Raw genomic sequence first — 16423 nt, forward strand, 5'->3', positions numbered from 1 at the left:
CCCAATCGGTGGCTGGTGTCGGCAGCTCTTCAGGTGAGCAGGCCGATGGCCCGCTTGGCGCGGTGGACCGTGTCGGCGGCGCTGTGCCTGGCCCGCTCGGCACCGTCGGCGAGCACCCGTCGTACGTAGCCGGGGTCGCGGGTCAGCTCCGCGTGCCGTACCTGGATGGGGTGCAGTAGCGCCGTCACCGCCTCGGCCACGGCCTGCTTGAGCTGCCCGTACGAGGTGTAGTCGGCGGCCAGTTCGGTCGGCTTGCCGTCCACGCAGGCGGCGAGGATCTCCAGCAGGTTGGCCACGCCGGGCCGGTGCTCCGGGTCGTACTCGACGGTGCTGCCCGAGTCGGTGACCGCCCGCAGCACCTTGCGCCGGATCACCTCGGGCGGGTCGAGCACGAAGATCGTCCCCGTGTCGAGGGAGCTGGTCTTGCCCATCTTGGCGGTCGGGTCGGCGAGGTTCATCACCCGGGTCGCCACCTCGGGGTGCACCGCCCGGGGCACGGTGAAGGTCTGGCCGTACCGGGCGTTGAACCGGGTGGCCACGTCCCGGGCGAGTTCGAGGTGCTGACTCTGGTCGTCGCCGACCGGCACCTCCCGAGCGTCGTGCAACAGGATGTCGGCGGCCATCAGCACCGGGTAGGTGAGCAGGCTGAGGCGTACCTGCTGCTGGCCCGCTGACTTCTCCTTGAACTGGATCATGCGATGCGCCTCGCCGTACCCGGTCGCACACTCCAGCAGGTAGTGCAGTTCGGCGTGCTCGGAGACCTGGGACTGGACGTAGAGCAGCGAGCGGTCCGGGTCGAGGCCGGCGGCGAGCAGTATGGTCGCCTGCTCCAGGGTGAGTTCGCGTACCCGGGCCGGGTCGTGTGTGACGGTGAGGGCGTGCAGGTCGGCGAGGAAGGCGATGGTCTCGCCCCGGTACTGGCCGGTGATGATCGGCTGGATCGCGCCGAGCAGGTTGCCCAGGTGCAGGTTTCCGGTGGGTTTGAAGCCGGTCAGACGCCGGGTGGCGGTCGTCGCCGTGGTCGGGATGGTCGCGGTCATCGGTGGCTCCTTCGGGAGGACGCCGACCGCCGGACCCGGGGCGGACACCAGATACGCGAAACGGCCGCCCGGGAGGGGCGGCCGTTCTTGGTTTCGGGTACGCGGATGCGTGGGCCGCCCGTCAGGGCGCCCGCCAGCAGCTCATGGTCGTCATCCGCATGGTGCAACCGTAGCAGGTCAGGTGGCTGCCGTGGCCACCTCGACGATCAGTTTCCGGGACTCCTCGGGGGAGAGGGCGATGGTGCGCTGGTGCCGGAACACGGCCCGGAGCCGGTCGACCTCGGTCGGCTCCTCGACGAGCTGACCGCCGACGAGGTGTTCGACGTAGCCGACCGGCGGATCCTCGGGGTACGGGAAGTCGAGCAGGACGAACTGGCCCAGCTCGCCGCCGGTCGCTCCGGCGGTGAACGGCAGGACCTGGATCATGATTCGCCCATCGTCGATCAACTGGACGAGCCGGTCCAGTTGGGCGGCGAGGATCTCCGGGGTGCCGATCCGGCAGTGCAGCGCCGCCTCGCCGAGCACCAGCTGGCACTGTAATCCGGGCCGGTTGCCGAGCACCTCCTGTCGGCGTAGCCGGAGCTGGACCCGGCGTTCCACCTCGGCCGGTTTCCGGTTGACCCAGGCTGCCCCGAGAAGTGCCCGGGCGTACTCCTCGGTCTGTAGCAGGCTCGGTACGACCTGCGGCTGGAACACCTGGATCTTGGCTGCCTCGCCTTCGAGACCGACGAAGGTCCGGAACCAGTCGGCCATGACGTCCCGGTAGGCGTACCACCAGTCGCGTTGGCTGGCGTCCCGGGCGAGCTGGACGATGACGTCGGCCTCGATGCCGTGTATGCCGTAGATGGGAAGCAGGCTGTGCACGATGACGGGGCGGGCACGAGCCCGAGCGGTCTCGATCCGCGACATTGTCGATTGGGCCATGTCCAACCGGGAGGCGACGTCTTCGAGCGTCAGGCCCGCCTGCTCCCGAAGCTGACGTAACGCCGAAGCGAGGCGACGGCGCTTGATGATCGAGGCCATGCCGCGATCATCCCATATCTCTGCGTCACCAATCGGTCGCGCAAAATCGTAGAGGGATATTGCGTCTACACGGGATCGCTGCAACACTGCGTACGGCTGCGATTACGCAAGCCGCACATCTGTCGCTTGTACTCAGTGGGCCTCGGCGGACTCGGCGGACTCGGTGGGCCTCGGCGGGACTCGGATGGGCCTCGGTGGGAGCGGTCACGGTCGGCGGATGGCCACACCAGGGGTCGACTGATTGGTGCCGGCCGGTCCGGGGCGTGTCGAGTGCAGGATGACGTTGCCCTGGACCAGCGGACCACAACTCTTCAGGAAAGGTTGGCGATGTACGACAACGGATGGCCGCCCAGCCCGTCGCGGGCGACCCTGGTGCGGGAGACCGCCTCGGCCAACGGGTTCACCATGCATCTGGACTTCGACGCGGCCAGCCTCGCCGATGCGCGGGAGCAGGCGGTCCGGTACGCCGAGGCGTTGAGCATCCTCTGCCCGGAGATCGTCATCGAAACGACCCAACTGTCGTACATGGACGCCTGGCAGCGCATCGAGCAGTTGTTCTGCGGTGCGATCGGCCCGGACGGCGAGGTGTGCGTGGATGTGTGGGAGCACCCCGGCTTCCACCGGGCAGAGGGGCTGGACGGCCTCGCCTGGGGCGATGGCGACGGCGACGGCGCTGCCTGACCCCGGTCAGTCCAGGTCGAATTCGCCATCCTGGGCACCGGCCACGAAGGCGTCCCACTCGGCCTGAGTGAAGACCAGGACCGGGCCGTCCGGCTCGGCGGAGTTGCGCATCCCGATCAGGTCGTCCACGAACGCGATCTCGACAGCACCCTCGGACGAGTCGCCCTCGGCGCGCTGCCACACCGCGCGGGACAGGTCGAAGTCACCCTTGGGGTGTTGCGTCATCGTCGGTTCCTCCACTGCGCGATCGGTCATAGCTGAAGGCTATCCATCAGCCCATCGTGCAGGATAGGCGAATGCCGAGCCTGACCCGCGCCGACGCGGCCGAGCGCGCCGCGCTGCTCACCGTCGAGTCGTACGACATCGATCTCGACTTCACCGGAGACGACGAGAACTTCCGTTCGACGGTCACCATCCGGTTCCGGGCAGCCGCTATCGGGGCGACCACCTTCGTCGAGATCCGTCCGACCCGACTGCTCGGGCTACGGCTCAACGGAGTGGAGTTGGACCTGGCGGCCCTCGACGACAATCGTGTCCCGTTGCCCGCGCTGCTCGCCGACAACACGCTGACCGTCGAGGCCGAGATGGCGTACTCGAACAGCGGCGAGGGGATGCACCGCTTCGTTGACCCGGCCGACGGGGAAACCTACCTCTATGCCATGTCCTTTCTGGACAACGCGCAACGCATCTTCGCCGCGTTCGACCAACCGGACCTGAAGGCACCGGTCACCCTGTCGGTGACCGCACCGCCGCACTGGCTGGTCGCCGCCAACGGTGCAGCGGCGGCCACTCCGGTAGCCGGTCGCTGGGAGTTCGCCCCGACTGAGCCGTTGGCCACCTACTTCGTCTCGCTGATCGCCGGGCCCTACCACGTCGTACGCGACGAGCACGACGGCATTCCCCTGGCCTTCTACTGCCGGCGTTCGCTCGCCGAACATCTCGATCGGGACGCCGAGGAGATTCTCACCATCACCCGGCAGTGCCTGGACCGGCTGCACGAGCTGTTCGAGGTGCGCTACCCGTTCGGCAAGTACGACCAGGCGTTCGTGCCCGAGTTCAATGCCGGGGCGATGGAGAATCCCGGCCTGGTCACGATCCAGGACGACCTCGTCTTCCGCTCGGCGGTCACCGAGAGCCAGCGTGAGTTGCGCGCCACCCTCATCGCCCACGAGATGGCGCACATGTGGTTCGGTGACCTGGTCACCATGCGCTGGTGGGACGACCTGTGGCTGAACGAGTCGTTCGCCGAGTACCTGGGGACGCGGGTGACCGCCGAGGCGACCCGCTTCGACCGCGCCTGGACCACCTTCGCGATGCGCCGCAAGGCCTGGGGGTACGCCGCCGACCAGCGCCCCTCCACCCATCCAGTCGCGCCGGTCGAGGTCGCCGACGCGGCGCAGGCGCTGCTGAACTTCGACGGCATCTCGTACGCCAAGGGCGCGGCCGTGCTGCGTCAGCTCGTCGCCCAGGTCGGCGACGCGGCGCTCCTGGCCGGGTTGCGGGCACACTTCGCCGCACACCGCTTCGGCAACGCCACTCTGGCCGACCTGCTGGGCGCACTCACCCAATCAAGCCTGGCGGGCGGGGATCGGCAGCCGAACCTGGACCTTGCCGACTGGGCGGAGGTGTGGCTGCGCCGGGCGCAGGTCAACACCCTGACCGTGGACGCGACCGTGGACGACCAGGGGCGCTATACCGAGGTCGCCGTGACCCAGACTGCTCCGCTGGAACACCCGGTGTTACGTCCGCACCGGATCGGCGTCGGGCTCTACGACACCGACCCGGCAGGGGGCGCTCGGCTCCGGGAACGGTTCGAGGTGGACCTCGTTCCGGAGGCCGACGGGGGACGGACGGTCCTGCCCGAGTTGGCCGGTCGGCAGGCGGCGACCGTACTGCTGCCCAACGACGGGGACCTGACCTTCGCCAAGGTACGCCTCGACCCGGCGTCGGCGGCGGCCGTACCGGTGCTTCTGCCGGCGTTGGCCGACTCGCTGGCCCGGGCGGTGCTCTGGGGTGCGACGCTCGACGCGGTGACCGACGGAGAGCGGCCAGTGGCCGACCTGGTCGACTTGATCCGCGCCGCGTTGCCCACCGAGACCGAGGTCGTCGTGGTGGAGGACGTACTGGCCCTGAGCCGTTCGCTGATCGACCGCTATCTCGACCCGGCGGCCCGGCACGCGGCGCTGGGACACGTTGGACGGGCCTGTGACCAGATGCTCGACACCGCACCGCCCGGTGGATCGATGCAGCTCGCGGCCGTCAAGGGACTGATCTGGACAAGCACCGGCCCGGAGCGGCTGGCCGGTTGGCTGGCCGGGGAGGCGGTACCGACCGGACTGGCCATCGATACCGATTTACGGTGGGCGCTGCTCGGCCGGCTTGCCGTGCTCGGAGCCGTGGGGGAGGCGGAGATCGCCCGGGAACTGGCTGCGGACCAGAGTGCGACCGGTGCGGCCCAGGCGGCACGGTGTCGGGCCACGCTGCCCGACCCCACGGCGAAGGAGCGCGCCTGGCAGGTGATCATCTCGGACACGACTCTCTCCAACCGGCTCGTGGAGGCCAACGCCGCCGGGTTCTGGCATCCCGAGCAGACGGGGCTGACCGACTCCTATGTGGAGCGGTACTTCACGGAGATGCCGGCGATGATGCATCGCCGTACCCCGTGGGTGGCCGAGGGGGTCGCGGCGCTGGCCTTTCCCCGCTACACGGTGGCCGAACCCACCCGGGAGCTGGCCGGGGCGTTGCTGGCCCGCGCCGACCTGGTGCCGGGACTGCGTCGGGTGGTCACCGACGCGGACGACGACCTGCGCCGTGCGCTGGTGGCCCGGACCGTGTTCCCGGCCCGGTCGGAGGTGGCCTGACCCCGGATGACGGACGGCTGTGAGCCGTGCCTTCTGTCACATGCCCGGCCGGTGATCAAGCATGATCGGCATACGATCGAGGCGTGGAACAGGACATCCGACGGGTCGGGATCATGGGGGGCACCTTCGACCCGATCCATCAGGGCCACCTCGTCGCGGCGAGCGAGGTGGCCGACCGGTTCGAGCTGGACGAGGTGGTGTTCGTACCGACCGGACAGCCCTGGCAGAAGGCCGACGAACCGGTCAGCCCGGCAGAGGACCGCTATCTGATGACGGTGATCGCAACCGCGTCGAATCCGCGTTTCCAGGTCAGTCGGGTCGACATCGACCGGGGCGGGCCGACCTACACCGTCGACACGTTGCGCGACCTGCGCGCCGAGTACGGCCCGAAGGTCGAACTCTTCTTCATCACCGGCGCGGACGCGTTGGAGAGGATCCTGTCCTGGAAAGATCTGGACCAGATGTTCGAGTTGGCGCACTTCATCGGGGTGACCCGACCCGGGTTCGAACTCACCGACGCGCATCTGCCGGCCGACACAGTCAGCCTGGTGCAGGTGCCGGCGATGGCCATCTCGTCCACCGACTGCCGGCGACGTGTCGCGGCGGGCGAGCCGGTCTGGTACCTGGTGCCCGACGGTGTGGTGCAGTACATCGCCAAACGCGGGCTGTATCGCGCGTGATTTGGGGGCTTTTCGTCCCTGTCGTTGCTGAAACTGACAAGTCGCGAACCGGAGACATGTGAGAGGCTTGGCAGAACGCACGGTTGATCGAAGGAGAACGGTGACAGCTTCCGAACGCGCCCTTGAGCTGGTGACTGCGGCGGCCCAGGCGGCTGCGGACAAGAAGGCGCAGGACATCGCCATCATCGACGTAGCGGACCAGCTGGTGATCACCGACGCGTTCCTGATCGCCTCCGCGCCCAACGAGCGTCAGGTGCTCGCCATCGTCGACGCCATCGAGGAACGACTACTCGAGCTGCCCGAGAAGGCCAAACCAGTACGCCGCGAGGGCGAGCGGGGTGGCCGCTGGGTGCTGCTCGACTACGTCGACGTGGTCATCCACGTGCAGCACACCGAGGAACGCGAGTTCTACGCCCTCGACCGGCTCTGGAAGGACTGCCCCACAATTCCGTTCGTCGACCGTGACCTCGTCGAAGCCGACGCGGGCGCGGCTGAATGACCAGACTGATCGTCTGGCGGCACGGCAACACCGACTGGAACGCCGCCAACCGGGTCCAGGGCCAGACCGACATCGCCCTCAACGACCTCGGCCGCGAGCAGGCCGCCCTGGCTGCGCCGTTGCTGGCCGCACTGCGTCCCGACGCCATCGTCGCCAGCGACCTCCAGCGTGCCATGGACACCGCGGCGGCCCTGGCCGCCCTGACCGGACTGCCGGTACGCACCGACGCCCGGCTACGCGAGCGCTACTACGGGCTGTGGCAGGGCCTGACCATGACCGAGGTCGCCGAGCGGTTCCCGGCCGAGCATGCGCGCTGGCGGGCCGGTGAGCCGGACCCGGGGTGCCAGGTGGAGAGCCTCGACGACATGGGCAAACGGGTCGGCGGTGCGTTGCAGGACGCGGCGGACGCCGTACCGGGGGGCACCATCGTGGTGGCCACCCACGGCGGCGGTGCCCGCCAGGGCTGCGGTCACCTGCTTGGCTGGGGCACGGCGATACTGCGTACGGTCGGGCCGCTGCAGAACTGCCACTGGACCGAGCTGCGGCACGACGACGTACGGGGCTGGCAATTGCGCGCCCACAACGTCGGGTTGATCACCCAGCGGGTCGTACCGGAAGCGGTCTGACCGGTCAGCGGTCAGCCGCCCGGGTCACCCGTACTGCTGCGGTTCTTCGGCGATCCGCTACCGTGCCGGCATGCCCGTCGCGGTCGTCACCGACTCCACCGCCTACCTGCCGGCTGAGCGCAGCGGCGCGTACGGACTCGCCCGCGTGCCGTTGACCGTGGTGCTGAACGGGCGGGCCGGGCTGGAGGGGGACGAGATTTCCGCCGCCGACGCCGTCCGGGCACTGGATGCGCGGCGGGTCGCAGTGAGCACCTCCCGGCCGGCACCCGAGCGGTTCGTGCAGACCTACCGCCATCTGCTGGACCAGGGAGCGACCGGCGTGGTGTCCGTGCACCTGTCGGCGAAACTCTCCGGCACCGTCGACGCGGCGCGGCTGGCCGCGACCGAGGTCGGCACGGACCAGGTCACGGTGGTCGACACCCGGTCGACCGGGATGGGCCTGGGCTTTCCGGTGCTCGCGGCTGTCGCAGCCGCCGAGCGCGGAGCGGACCTGGCGACGGTACGACAGGCCGCGGTCGACGCGGTCGGCCGTACCGACGCCTATTTCTATGTCGACACGCTCGAATTCCTCCGCCGGGGCGGCCGGATCAACGCCGCCTCGGCGCTGTTCGGCACCGCCCTGTCGGTCAAGCCGATCCTGCACGTCGTCGACGGTGCCATCGTCCTCTGTGACCGGGTCCGTACCGCCAGCCGCGCCCTGGCCCGACTGGTCGATCTCGCGGTCCGGGCCGCCGGAGACGCCGAGGCCGACATCGCCGTCCACCACCTCGGTGCACCACAACGGGCGGCGGAACTGGTCGAGGTGCTGGCCGACCGGTTGGGCCGACAACTCCACGACCGGTACGTCACCGAGGCGGGTGCGGTGATTGCCGCGCACGCCGGACCCGGGTTGGCCTGTGTCGTCGTACACCGTCGCGGCTGACCATCCACGGTCCGTACCGGTCGGCGGTGCCTGTCGGGTCGACGGTGCGTACCGGGTGGCGGTGCCTGTCGGGTCGGCGGTGCATACCGGGCGGCGGTGTGTATCGGGCGGCGGTCCGCCGATTACGGCAAACCCAGGGCGCCTGCGGGACCTGCCTTCTGGCCCATGAACCTCGACAGCTGCCGCAGCACCCTCTCAGCGGCATGGTTTGTGAACATTTGTTGTCCCCCCCCCAGCAACAACAACCGTTCACAAAGCAGAGCCAGGTGAGCGAACAGTGCTGGCCGCAGCCGGATCGAGACGAAGGTAGTGGCGGGGAGTGGGCTCCACCCCTGTCGGCATCGGTAGGCACCGTTCACCGTTCACCATTCGGCACTGGTCGGTGTCGGTAGGCGCTGGCCGGTAGGCGCTGGTCGGGACCGGTCTGGTCGGTACCGGGACTGGTGACACTGGTCTGGTCGGTACTGGCCTGGTCGGCCTGATGAGGCCGATGAGGTGCACGATGCCGACGAGGTGGAAGGTCGGTCGGCGGCTGGCGGTTAGCACATCGCATCATGATCAGGGCGTTTTCCACAGCCGGGTCAGTTTTCCACAGCGGGCGATCGGTGGCCGGTGCAAAGGCCGCTGCTGCGCTTGACTGCCGAACGTGGCCGACGACGACGAGACGATGGTGCGGCAGCGACTCAGCCGGCTGCTTGGTAGCCGGACCGAGCTGCCGCTTCGGTCCGCTGTCCAGCCGATGCCGTCGGCCGTACCCGCGAGTTCCGACGTGCTGCCGGTGGGGCCTACCGCCGCACCCCGGCTGACCGGGCCCGGGGCCTTCGACCCGGGCCGGCGGGGAGTCAAGGCACTGGCGGTGGTCGCCGTACTGGTGGTGCTCGGTGCCGCTGTCTGGGCCTGGCGGTCCCGCCCACATACGGAGCCGGTCGGGGCCCCGGTGTCGGCAGCCCTGTCCGCGTCGCACCAGACCGTTTCAGATCCGAGCGGGACAGCGGGGGAGGTCGTGGTCGCGGTCGCCGGCAAGGTGCGCCGCCCCGGTCTGGTCCGGCTACCCGCCGGAGCCCGGGTCGCTGACGCGCTGGCCGCTGCCGGCGGAGTGCTGCCCGGTGTGGACATCGCACTGCTCAACCTGGCCCGCAAGGTCAGCGACGGTGAGCTGATCCTGGTCGGCGTTACCGCACCGCCCGGAGCCGCCGGGCAACCCGGCGTCCCCGGGGCGGCCCCGGAGCCGGGCACGGTGGCGGGCGGTGGCGGAAAGGTCAACCTCAACACGGCCACCCTGGCCCAACTGGACGCGTTGCCTGGCGTCGGGCCGGTACTCGCCCAACGCATCCTCGCCCATCGCGAGCAGCACGGCCCGTTCCGCGCCGTCAGCGACCTCCGCCAGGTCACCGGCATCGGTGATGCGAAGTACGAGGACCTGAAGGATCTGGTGACGGTATGACTATCCCGCCGCCTGGGCCAGCCGTGCCAACCCCGGGCGTGCCAGCCCGGGCCGTGTCCATTCCAGCCGTGCCAACTCCGGACGTGCCAGCCCGGGCCGTGTCCATCCCAGCCGTGCCAACCCCGGCCCGGAAGGACCCGCCCGACCTGCGGCTGGCCGGGCTGGCCGTGGCTACCTGGCTCACTGCCCTGGCCGGGCTGTATCTCTCCGTACCGGTCATGGTGGCGGTCGCCGTACTGGCCACGATCGGTGCGCTCGCTCTGGCCGGTCAGCTACTCCGGCGCCCACCGAACGAGACCCGCTGGGCTGGCATCGGCCGGTACGGGTGGATCGCCGTTACGGTGCTGCTCGGTGTGGTGTGTGGAAGTACGGCGACCGCCGCCCGACTCGTCGTACGCGACGCCACCCCGCTCGCCAACCTGGTTACGGCGGGAGCCAGCGTCACGGCCGAACTGGTGGTCCGCGACGACCCACGTGCGGTCCGGGGCACCACCGGCCGGCCGCCGATCTACCTGGTCGCGGTTGGCTCGTCCTGGGTGCGGGACCCGGCCGGCACCCGGGTCCACACCGATGCCCGGATCCTGGTGCTCGCCAGCGATCCCGACTGGCGGGAGCTGTTGCCCGGCCAGCGGGTGATTGCCAATGGCCGGCTGGCCGCACCCCAGGGTGGTGACCTGACCGCGGCGGTGCTGTCGGTCGGTACCCCACCGGTACGACTCGGCGAGCCCTCGTGGGCCCAGCGGGCGGCCGGTACGCTGCGGGCCGGTCTACAGCGGGCCTGTGCGCCGTTACCGGACGAACCGGGGGGACTGCTGCCCGGACTGGTGGTGGGGGACACCAGCCGACTCGACCCCGCGGTCGAGGACGACTTCCTGGCTACCGGGATGACGCATCTCAACGCGGTCTCCGGGTCCAACGTCGCTATTTTGATCGGTCTCGTGTTGCTGCTTGCCCGTTGGGGTCGGGCCGGGCCCTGGCTGGCCGCTGCCCTCTGCGGTGTCGCCCTGGTCGGATTCGTGATCCTGGCCCGGCCGTCGCCGAGCGTGGTGCGGGCCGCCACCATGGGCGCGGTCGGGCTGCTCGGGCTCGCTCTTGGCCGACCGCGAGCGGCGTTACCGGCCCTGGGGGCGGCCGTCGTCGTGCTGGTCGTGGCCGATCCGGAACTTGCCGGGGACGCCGGGTTCGCACTGTCGGTGCTCGCCACCGGTGGGCTGTTGCTGATCGCGCCCGGCTGGCGGGACGCGTTGCGGCGTCGGGGCGTACCGGTCGGTGCGGCGGAGGCGCTGGCGGTCCCGGCCGCCGCCCAGGTGGCCTGTGCACCGGTGGTGGCGGGACTTTCCGGGACGGTCAGCCTGGTGGCCGTCCCAGCGAACCTGCTGGCGGTGCCGGCGATCGCGCCCGCCACGGTGCTCGGGGTGGTGGCGGCCGTGGTTTCTCCGGTCTGGCCCGCCGGTGCCGAGTTCGTCGCGTGGCTGGGCAGTTGGCCGGCCTGGTGGCTGGTGACCGTGGCGCGATACGGTGCTCGACTGCCCGTCGGCACTCTGCCCTGGCTCGACGGGGTGGCGGGCGGGCTGACGCTGGCCGCGCTCACCGTGGCCCTGCTGGTGGCCGCTCGGCATCCTCTGGTACGTCGGCTGGTGGCGGTGGTCGCGGTCGCGGTGGTGGTCGGTGCGCTGCCGGTCCGTATGGTCGCCAACGGTTGGCCACCGGAGGGTTGGGTGGTGGTGGTCTGCGCGGTCGGCCAGGGGGACGCCGTGGTGCTGCCGGTGGGGTCGGGGCGGGCGGTTCTTGTCGACACCGGTCCCGATCCGGTGGCGGTTGACCGGTGTCTGCGGCGGCTCGGGATACGGACGGTGTCACTGCTGGTCGTCAGCCACTTTCACGCGGACCACACGGGTGGGGTGGACGGTGTCTTCCGGGGGCGCCGGGTGGCGGCGGTGGCGACTCCACAGTGGCCCGAGCCGGCAACCGGCCGGGAGATGGTCGAGGCGGCTGCCGTGCGTGGCGGAGCGCCGGTGGCGGTGGTCGGGACCGGCTGGTCGTACCTGGCTGGGCGGGTGGCGCTGGCGTCGGTCGGGCCGCCCCAGCAACTGCGCGGCACGCGGTCCGATCCAAACAACAACTCGGTCATCCTGTCCGCCCGGGTGCGAGGAGTGCACATTCTGTTGGCTGGGGATGCCGAGAGCGAGCAGCAGCGGGCGTTGCTCGACAACCCACCCCCCGATGGTCTGCGAGCGGACGTACTCAAAGTCGCCCACCACGGTTCGGCCTACCAGGACGCTGGTTTCCTCGACGCTGTGTCCCCAGCGGTGGCCCTGGTTCCGGTGGGTGTCGACAACCGGTACGGCCACCCGAACGCCGCTGTGCTCGGCCGGCTGGCCCGGGGTGGGGCCCGGGTACTGCGTACGGACACCGACGGTGACCTGGCCGTGGTCGTCCGTCCAGGCAGAGGACTGGCGGTGGTCGTACGGGGATCGGAGGTGGGGGAGCGGGGGAGCTGACAGCCATCGGGCAATGCGCTCCAACTTAAGGTAAATGTCTGGATTTGCGCTAAGTGCGGGGTCAGCTGCGGGGAGCCGGGTGAGCAGGTCTGGCGCCTGCCGCCCAGCGTGCGAGTATGACGGCGTGACCCCCACCAGCCTGGCACCCGTCCTGCTCGTCCTCGGTGACGAGGAGCTGCTCGTCACCCGTGCGATCTCCGCGACGATCACCCAGGCGCGGGAAGCCGACCCGGGGGCGGACGTACGAGAGTACGAAGCGGGTTCGTTGACTCCAGGCGAGATCGCCGAGATGCTCAGCCCCTCCCTCTTCGGCGGCCGGCGGGTACTGATCGTGCGGGCCGGTCAGGACGCGCGCAAGGACTTGGCGGCAGCGCTGTTGGCGTACGTGAAGAATCCCGACCCGGAGGTCCACCTGCTGGTGACACATGCCGGTGGGGCCAAGGGCAAGGCCTTCGCCGACGGGCTCCGGCAGGCGGGTGCGCTGGTCGTTCCCGCCGGCAAGCTCAAGGGACACCGGGACCGGGTCGGTTTCGTCCGTGAGGAGATCCGGCGGGCCGGGGGTAAGTGCACCGAGGACGCCGCCGAAGCACTGCTCGCCGCCGTCGGCAACGACCTGCGTGAGCTGGCGTCCGCCTGTGCGCAGCTGATGGCCGACACCGACGGCCGGATCGGGGCGGACACGGTCGCCCGTTACTACCGGGGCCGGGCCGAGGTGAGCGGCTTCACGGTCGCCGACGCGGCCATGGTCGGGGACGTACCCGGTGCCCTGGAGGCGCTGCGGTGGGCGCTGCACGTCGGGGTCGACCCGGTGCCGATCGCCGATGCCATCGCCGACGGGGTACGTACCGTCGCCCGGGTGGCATCGGCTGGGCGGGGCAGTGCCTATCAGTTGGCGAGCAGCCTCGGTATGCCGGCCTGGAAGATCGAGCGTGCCCAGCGGCAGGGGCGGGGCTGGACTCCCGAAGGACTGGTCGACGCGATGCAGGCGGCGGCCGATTGCAACGCCGCCGTCAAGGGGGGCGCCGACGACCGGGGGTACGCGCTTGAGCGGGCGGTCTTCGCCCTCGCCGCGGCCCGGCAGGGAGGCGGCAGCCGATGACCTCGGGCAGGTCGACCGGGTGGGCCGAGATCTCGTCCGACCGGCGGCCGGTGCAGTGGACAGTGCCGGACCGGCGGCAGGCCATGCGGCGCAGGCAGCAGGCACCGCCGCGGGCGGTGGTTCCCGGACGGCGAACACCTGGCGCGGCCGTCGACCCAGCCCGGAATCGTCCGCTGTACTGCCGGATGCTCGGCCTGCGGCACGTCCGCCCGGGTGGGCTGCTGAGGTTCGCCTACTTCGAGGGGGCCATCTTCCTCGGGGTGCTGCTCGGCTTGGCCGAGCTGGTGAGCTGGTGGGGCGTGTTGGCCCTGCCTGCCCTGGTCGCCCTGATGGTGAAGATCAACGATATGGCGGTGGCGGCAATAGGACGGGCGGCAGCCCGGGTGCCGGAGATCGAGCAGGACCGGTTTCGCCGGGAGATCACACCAGTGGTCGGCCGGGCCGCCGTACCCGGCAGGAGCCTTGCCCAGCCGTCGCCCGACCTCCGTCCTGCGGGGCCGGGCCCGGTCGGCAGCCGGACCATCGACATCACCGACGTCGCCGCGCAACCCGTGGTGCCCGACCCGGTACGGCAGGAAGTCCGGGCGACAGCAGGTGGCCGACGTGATCCGGTACGAGGCCCATTGAGCTGGCATCGGGCCGCGTTGACGTGGAACACCGCCGACCGGCTGCCCCGGGTACGGGAGAAACTGCGGCCGATCCGCCAGTGGGCTGGGCGGTGGGAGCAGCCCGACCTCCGACACCGGCTGGCACACCATTCGGCCGAGCATCGCTACGAGTAGCCCAGTCCATCCTCGTCAGGACCGACAGCGAGGTCTCGGGGCGATTCATCACCGCACGGCACTCGTCAGCGGCCAGAACAGCACGACGGGCAAGACAGCATGACGGGCACCTTCCGAGCCGGTCGTACGACTCGGGGAGGTGCCCGTCGAAGTCTCGGGTCGAACCCTCAGGCGGAGAGCGACTGCAGGCGCTTGGCGATCGCCGACTTGCGGTTCGCTGCCTGGTTGCTGTGGATCACGCCCTTGCTGGCGGCCTTGTCCAGCTTGCGCGATGCCTCGCGCATCAGCTCGATGGCCTTCTCGGCCTCGCCGGCCTCGGCAGCCTCGTTGAACTTGCGGATGGCGGTCTTCAGCGACGACTTGACCGACTTGTTACGCAGCCGGCGCTTCTCGTTCTGCCGGTTGCGCTTGATCTGGGACTTGATGTTCGCCACGCGACAGCCTCGTCTTGATAGCTCGGGTTGGTCTAGTTGACGCGCAGGCAACAACAAGGCGTCACCACTACGCGAAGAGTCAGGTTACCAGGTCACCGAGGCCAGGCCAAAAGCGCGCCATCACCATGCCCCCGCGGCCACTGCCCGCTTGCTCTGTGAGCCGGCTCGGCCAGTGCCCGCCCGCCGGCTCACCAGCCTGCTCAACCAGCCTGCTCAGCGCCAGCCCTGCCGACGTGCCAACCAGGCCAGTGCCATCTCCCCGCTCCACTGTTCGTGCGTTCGTACGTGCGGGGAGGCCCCGGTAGGCCCGGACGCTGCCCGGCACAACCAGTATCCGGACATAGCCGCGAGCGTGGCATCCAGGGCGTGGGGTGGCGCCTCGGCTGCGGCGGGATGCGTGGCGAAGAACCGGTCGGCGTCCAGGCCACTCGCGTACGCGGTGACGAGCAGACCCGCCACGTCGAACCAGGCGGGCCCGAAACACACCCAGTTCCAGTCGCAGAACCAGGCGTCTCCGACCCGATCGATGAGTACGTTGTCCAGCCGCAGGTCGTTGTGGATGACTGTGCCGGTCGCGGCGTATCCGGGGAGCAGTGCCTCCAGGCGTACCAGCTCCGGCAGCCGGTCCAGGGTGCCGGCCGATACGGCGGGCACCGGTTCCCGGCCAGCGGCGATCTCCCGCCACCAGGACAGGTCGGTGTGGGCGACCCCGGCCAGCCCGGACAGGCCGAGGGCGACCAGTTCGGCGGGAGGCTCACGGAGCGCGTCGGCAACCGTGGCGTACGCCGTGAGGGTGGCGTCCAACTCGGCGGGCACCCAGGGCAGTGTGGGCATCCGACCGCCGTCGACGGCGTCGAGGCAGATGACGAAGTGATCTGCTGTGGTGAGTGTCCATCGGGGGCGGGGCACCCGGAGCCGTGGTGGAAGGACGGCGGTGACGGCGGCCTCCCGGGCGTACCAGTGGCAGAGGTCCGGCTGGCCGATCAGGGACGCGGCCTTGACGAAGACCGGCTCCCCAGCGGCCGTGTCGAGTACGGCGGCGAAGCCCCGGGTGAAGCCACCACCGGCGGTACGGGCACCGGTGACCGGGCTGCCCAACCGATCCTCGATCGTCGCGCGCAGATCCGGTGGCAGGTCGGCCCAGTCGGGCCGGATCGCGGTCCGGTCGTACGGGACGGCCGGTAGCGGGAGCGCGGACATCTCCCCATCCTGCCTGGCGCGAAATCCGTTGGCATCCGGTCGGGCGCGGCGCGGCTTGGCTGGTGGCGATCTGTCAGACTGCCCCGTTATGCGGACGGACGACTTCTGGACCTTGATCGACCAGGCCCGGACCGGTGCCGACGGGGACGTCGAGGCGATTGCTGCCCGGGCGACGGAGCTGTTGGCCGCCCGGGACGTCGCCGACATCGTCGGATACGCCCGGCACCAGCGCCGGGTGCTGGCCGCCTCCTACCTGGTGGATCTGTGGGGGGCGGCGTACCTGATCAACGGTGGCTGCTCCGACGACTGGTTCGACTACTTCCGGGGGTGGTTGATCGCCCAGGGGCGGAGCGTGTTCGCCCGGGCGGTGGCCGAGCCCGACTCGCTGGCCGAGCTGCCGGTGGTTCGGCAGGCGGCGGTGACGGGTGAGGACTTCGCGTCGCAGGAGATGCTAGGCGTCGCCACCCGGGCCTATCGCAAGGCGACGGCCACGGAGTTGCCGCCCGACCCGGACGCGGTGCCGTACCCCCCGGAGATCGGCGAATTCTGGGACTTCGACGACGAGGGTTCGGCACGGCGGCAACTTCCTCGGCTGGCGGCTCTGTTCCTGGATCCGCCAGCGGAGTGAGCT

General features: G+C 70.3%; 16 protein-coding genes. 11 read left to right on the forward strand and 5 right to left on the reverse strand.

Features of this window, described 5'->3' with window-relative positions; translation table 11 throughout:
- Positions 1–29: 29 nt before the first annotated feature.
- Positions 30–1040, reverse strand: coding sequence for a tryptophan--tRNA ligase (trpS, locus tag FHR38_RS21360; protein WP_184536335.1), 1011 nt, complete (start codon positions 1038–1040; stop codon positions 30–32).
- A 177-nt stretch (positions 1041–1217) separates the two neighbouring features.
- The gene (locus FHR38_RS21365; protein WP_184536336.1) at positions 1218–2063 is read right to left on the reverse strand and encodes a helix-turn-helix domain-containing protein; all 846 of its coding nucleotides are present in this window, start codon (positions 2061–2063) and stop codon (positions 1218–1220) included.
- 327 nt (positions 2064–2390) lie between these two features.
- Between FHR38_RS21365 and FHR38_RS21370 the strand changes: the two genes are divergently transcribed.
- Positions 2391–2744, forward strand: coding sequence for a hypothetical protein (locus FHR38_RS21370; protein ID WP_184536337.1), 354 nt, complete (start codon positions 2391–2393; stop codon positions 2742–2744).
- Positions 2745–2750: 6 nt separating this feature from the next.
- Here the strand turns inward: FHR38_RS21370 and FHR38_RS21375 are convergent, their stop codons facing one another.
- Entirely contained in the window at positions 2751–2969 is a 219-nt protein-coding gene (locus FHR38_RS21375) for a DUF397 domain-containing protein (protein ID WP_184540021.1), read from the reverse strand.
- A 71-nt stretch (positions 2970–3040) separates the two neighbouring features.
- Here FHR38_RS21375 and pepN point away from each other — a divergent pair, with 71 nt between their 5' ends.
- The 9 genes from pepN (at position 3041) to FHR38_RS33580 (ending at position 14158) form a co-directional block, all read left to right on the forward strand.
- Entirely contained in the window at positions 3041–5605 is a 2565-nt protein-coding gene (pepN, locus tag FHR38_RS21380) for an aminopeptidase N (protein ID WP_184536338.1), read from the forward strand.
- Positions 5606–5688: 83 nt separating this feature from the next.
- On the forward strand, positions 5689–6285 hold the full coding sequence (gene nadD, locus FHR38_RS21385) for a nicotinate-nucleotide adenylyltransferase (protein ID WP_184536339.1): 597 nt from the start codon (positions 5689–5691) through the stop codon (positions 6283–6285).
- A 100-nt stretch (positions 6286–6385) separates the two neighbouring features.
- Positions 6386–6784 (forward strand): ribosome silencing factor, encoded by a 399-nt coding sequence (rsfS, locus tag FHR38_RS21390; protein WP_184536340.1) that lies wholly within the window; start codon positions 6386–6388, stop codon positions 6782–6784.
- A complete protein-coding gene (locus FHR38_RS21395) occupies positions 6781–7410 on the forward strand; it encodes a histidine phosphatase family protein (RefSeq protein WP_184536341.1) in 630 nt (209 codons plus the stop codon). The genes rsfS and FHR38_RS21395 overlap by 4 nt, the downstream gene beginning before the upstream one ends.
- Before the next feature lie 70 nt (positions 7411–7480).
- A complete protein-coding gene (locus FHR38_RS21400; protein WP_184536342.1) occupies positions 7481–8332 on the forward strand; it encodes a DegV family protein in 852 nt (283 codons plus the stop codon).
- 646 nt (positions 8333–8978) lie between these two features.
- Complete coding sequence (locus FHR38_RS21405; protein WP_184536343.1) at positions 8979–9776, forward strand: ComEA family DNA-binding protein; 798 nt, start codon at positions 8979–8981, stop codon at positions 9774–9776.
- Positions 9773–12277, forward strand: coding sequence for a ComEC/Rec2 family competence protein (locus FHR38_RS21410; protein WP_184536344.1), 2505 nt, complete (start codon positions 9773–9775; stop codon positions 12275–12277). Before FHR38_RS21405 ends, FHR38_RS21410 begins: the two co-directional genes overlap by 4 nt.
- Positions 12278–12401: 124 nt before the next feature.
- Positions 12402–13376 (forward strand): DNA polymerase III subunit delta, encoded by a 975-nt coding sequence (holA, locus tag FHR38_RS21415; RefSeq protein ID WP_312882320.1) that lies wholly within the window; start codon positions 12402–12404, stop codon positions 13374–13376.
- Positions 13373–14158, forward strand: coding sequence for a hypothetical protein (locus FHR38_RS33580; protein WP_184536346.1), 786 nt, complete (start codon positions 13373–13375; stop codon positions 14156–14158). Before holA ends, FHR38_RS33580 begins: the two co-directional genes overlap by 4 nt.
- A 167-nt stretch (positions 14159–14325) precedes the next feature.
- On the opposite strand, the gene rpsT is transcribed toward FHR38_RS33580, so the two are convergent.
- Positions 14326–14592, reverse strand: a complete 267-nt coding sequence (rpsT, locus tag FHR38_RS21425; protein ID WP_184536347.1) for a 30S ribosomal protein S20 — start codon at positions 14590–14592, stop codon at positions 14326–14328.
- A 213-nt stretch (positions 14593–14805) separates the two neighbouring features.
- Positions 14806–15792: a phosphotransferase gene (locus FHR38_RS21430; protein WP_184536348.1), complete on the reverse strand. Its 987-nt coding sequence runs from the start codon at positions 15790–15792 to the stop codon at positions 14806–14808.
- 88 nt (positions 15793–15880) lie between these two features.
- Here FHR38_RS21430 and FHR38_RS21435 point away from each other — a divergent pair, with 88 nt between their 5' ends.
- On the forward strand, positions 15881–16420 hold the full coding sequence (locus FHR38_RS21435; protein ID WP_184536349.1) for a DUF4240 domain-containing protein: 540 nt from the start codon (positions 15881–15883) through the stop codon (positions 16418–16420).
- Positions 16421–16423 lie beyond the last annotated feature (3 nt).

The sequence above is a fragment of the Micromonospora polyrhachis genome (assembly GCF_014203835.1).
Taxonomy (GTDB): Bacteria; Actinomycetota; Actinomycetes; order Mycobacteriales; family Micromonosporaceae; genus Micromonospora_H; species Micromonospora_H polyrhachis.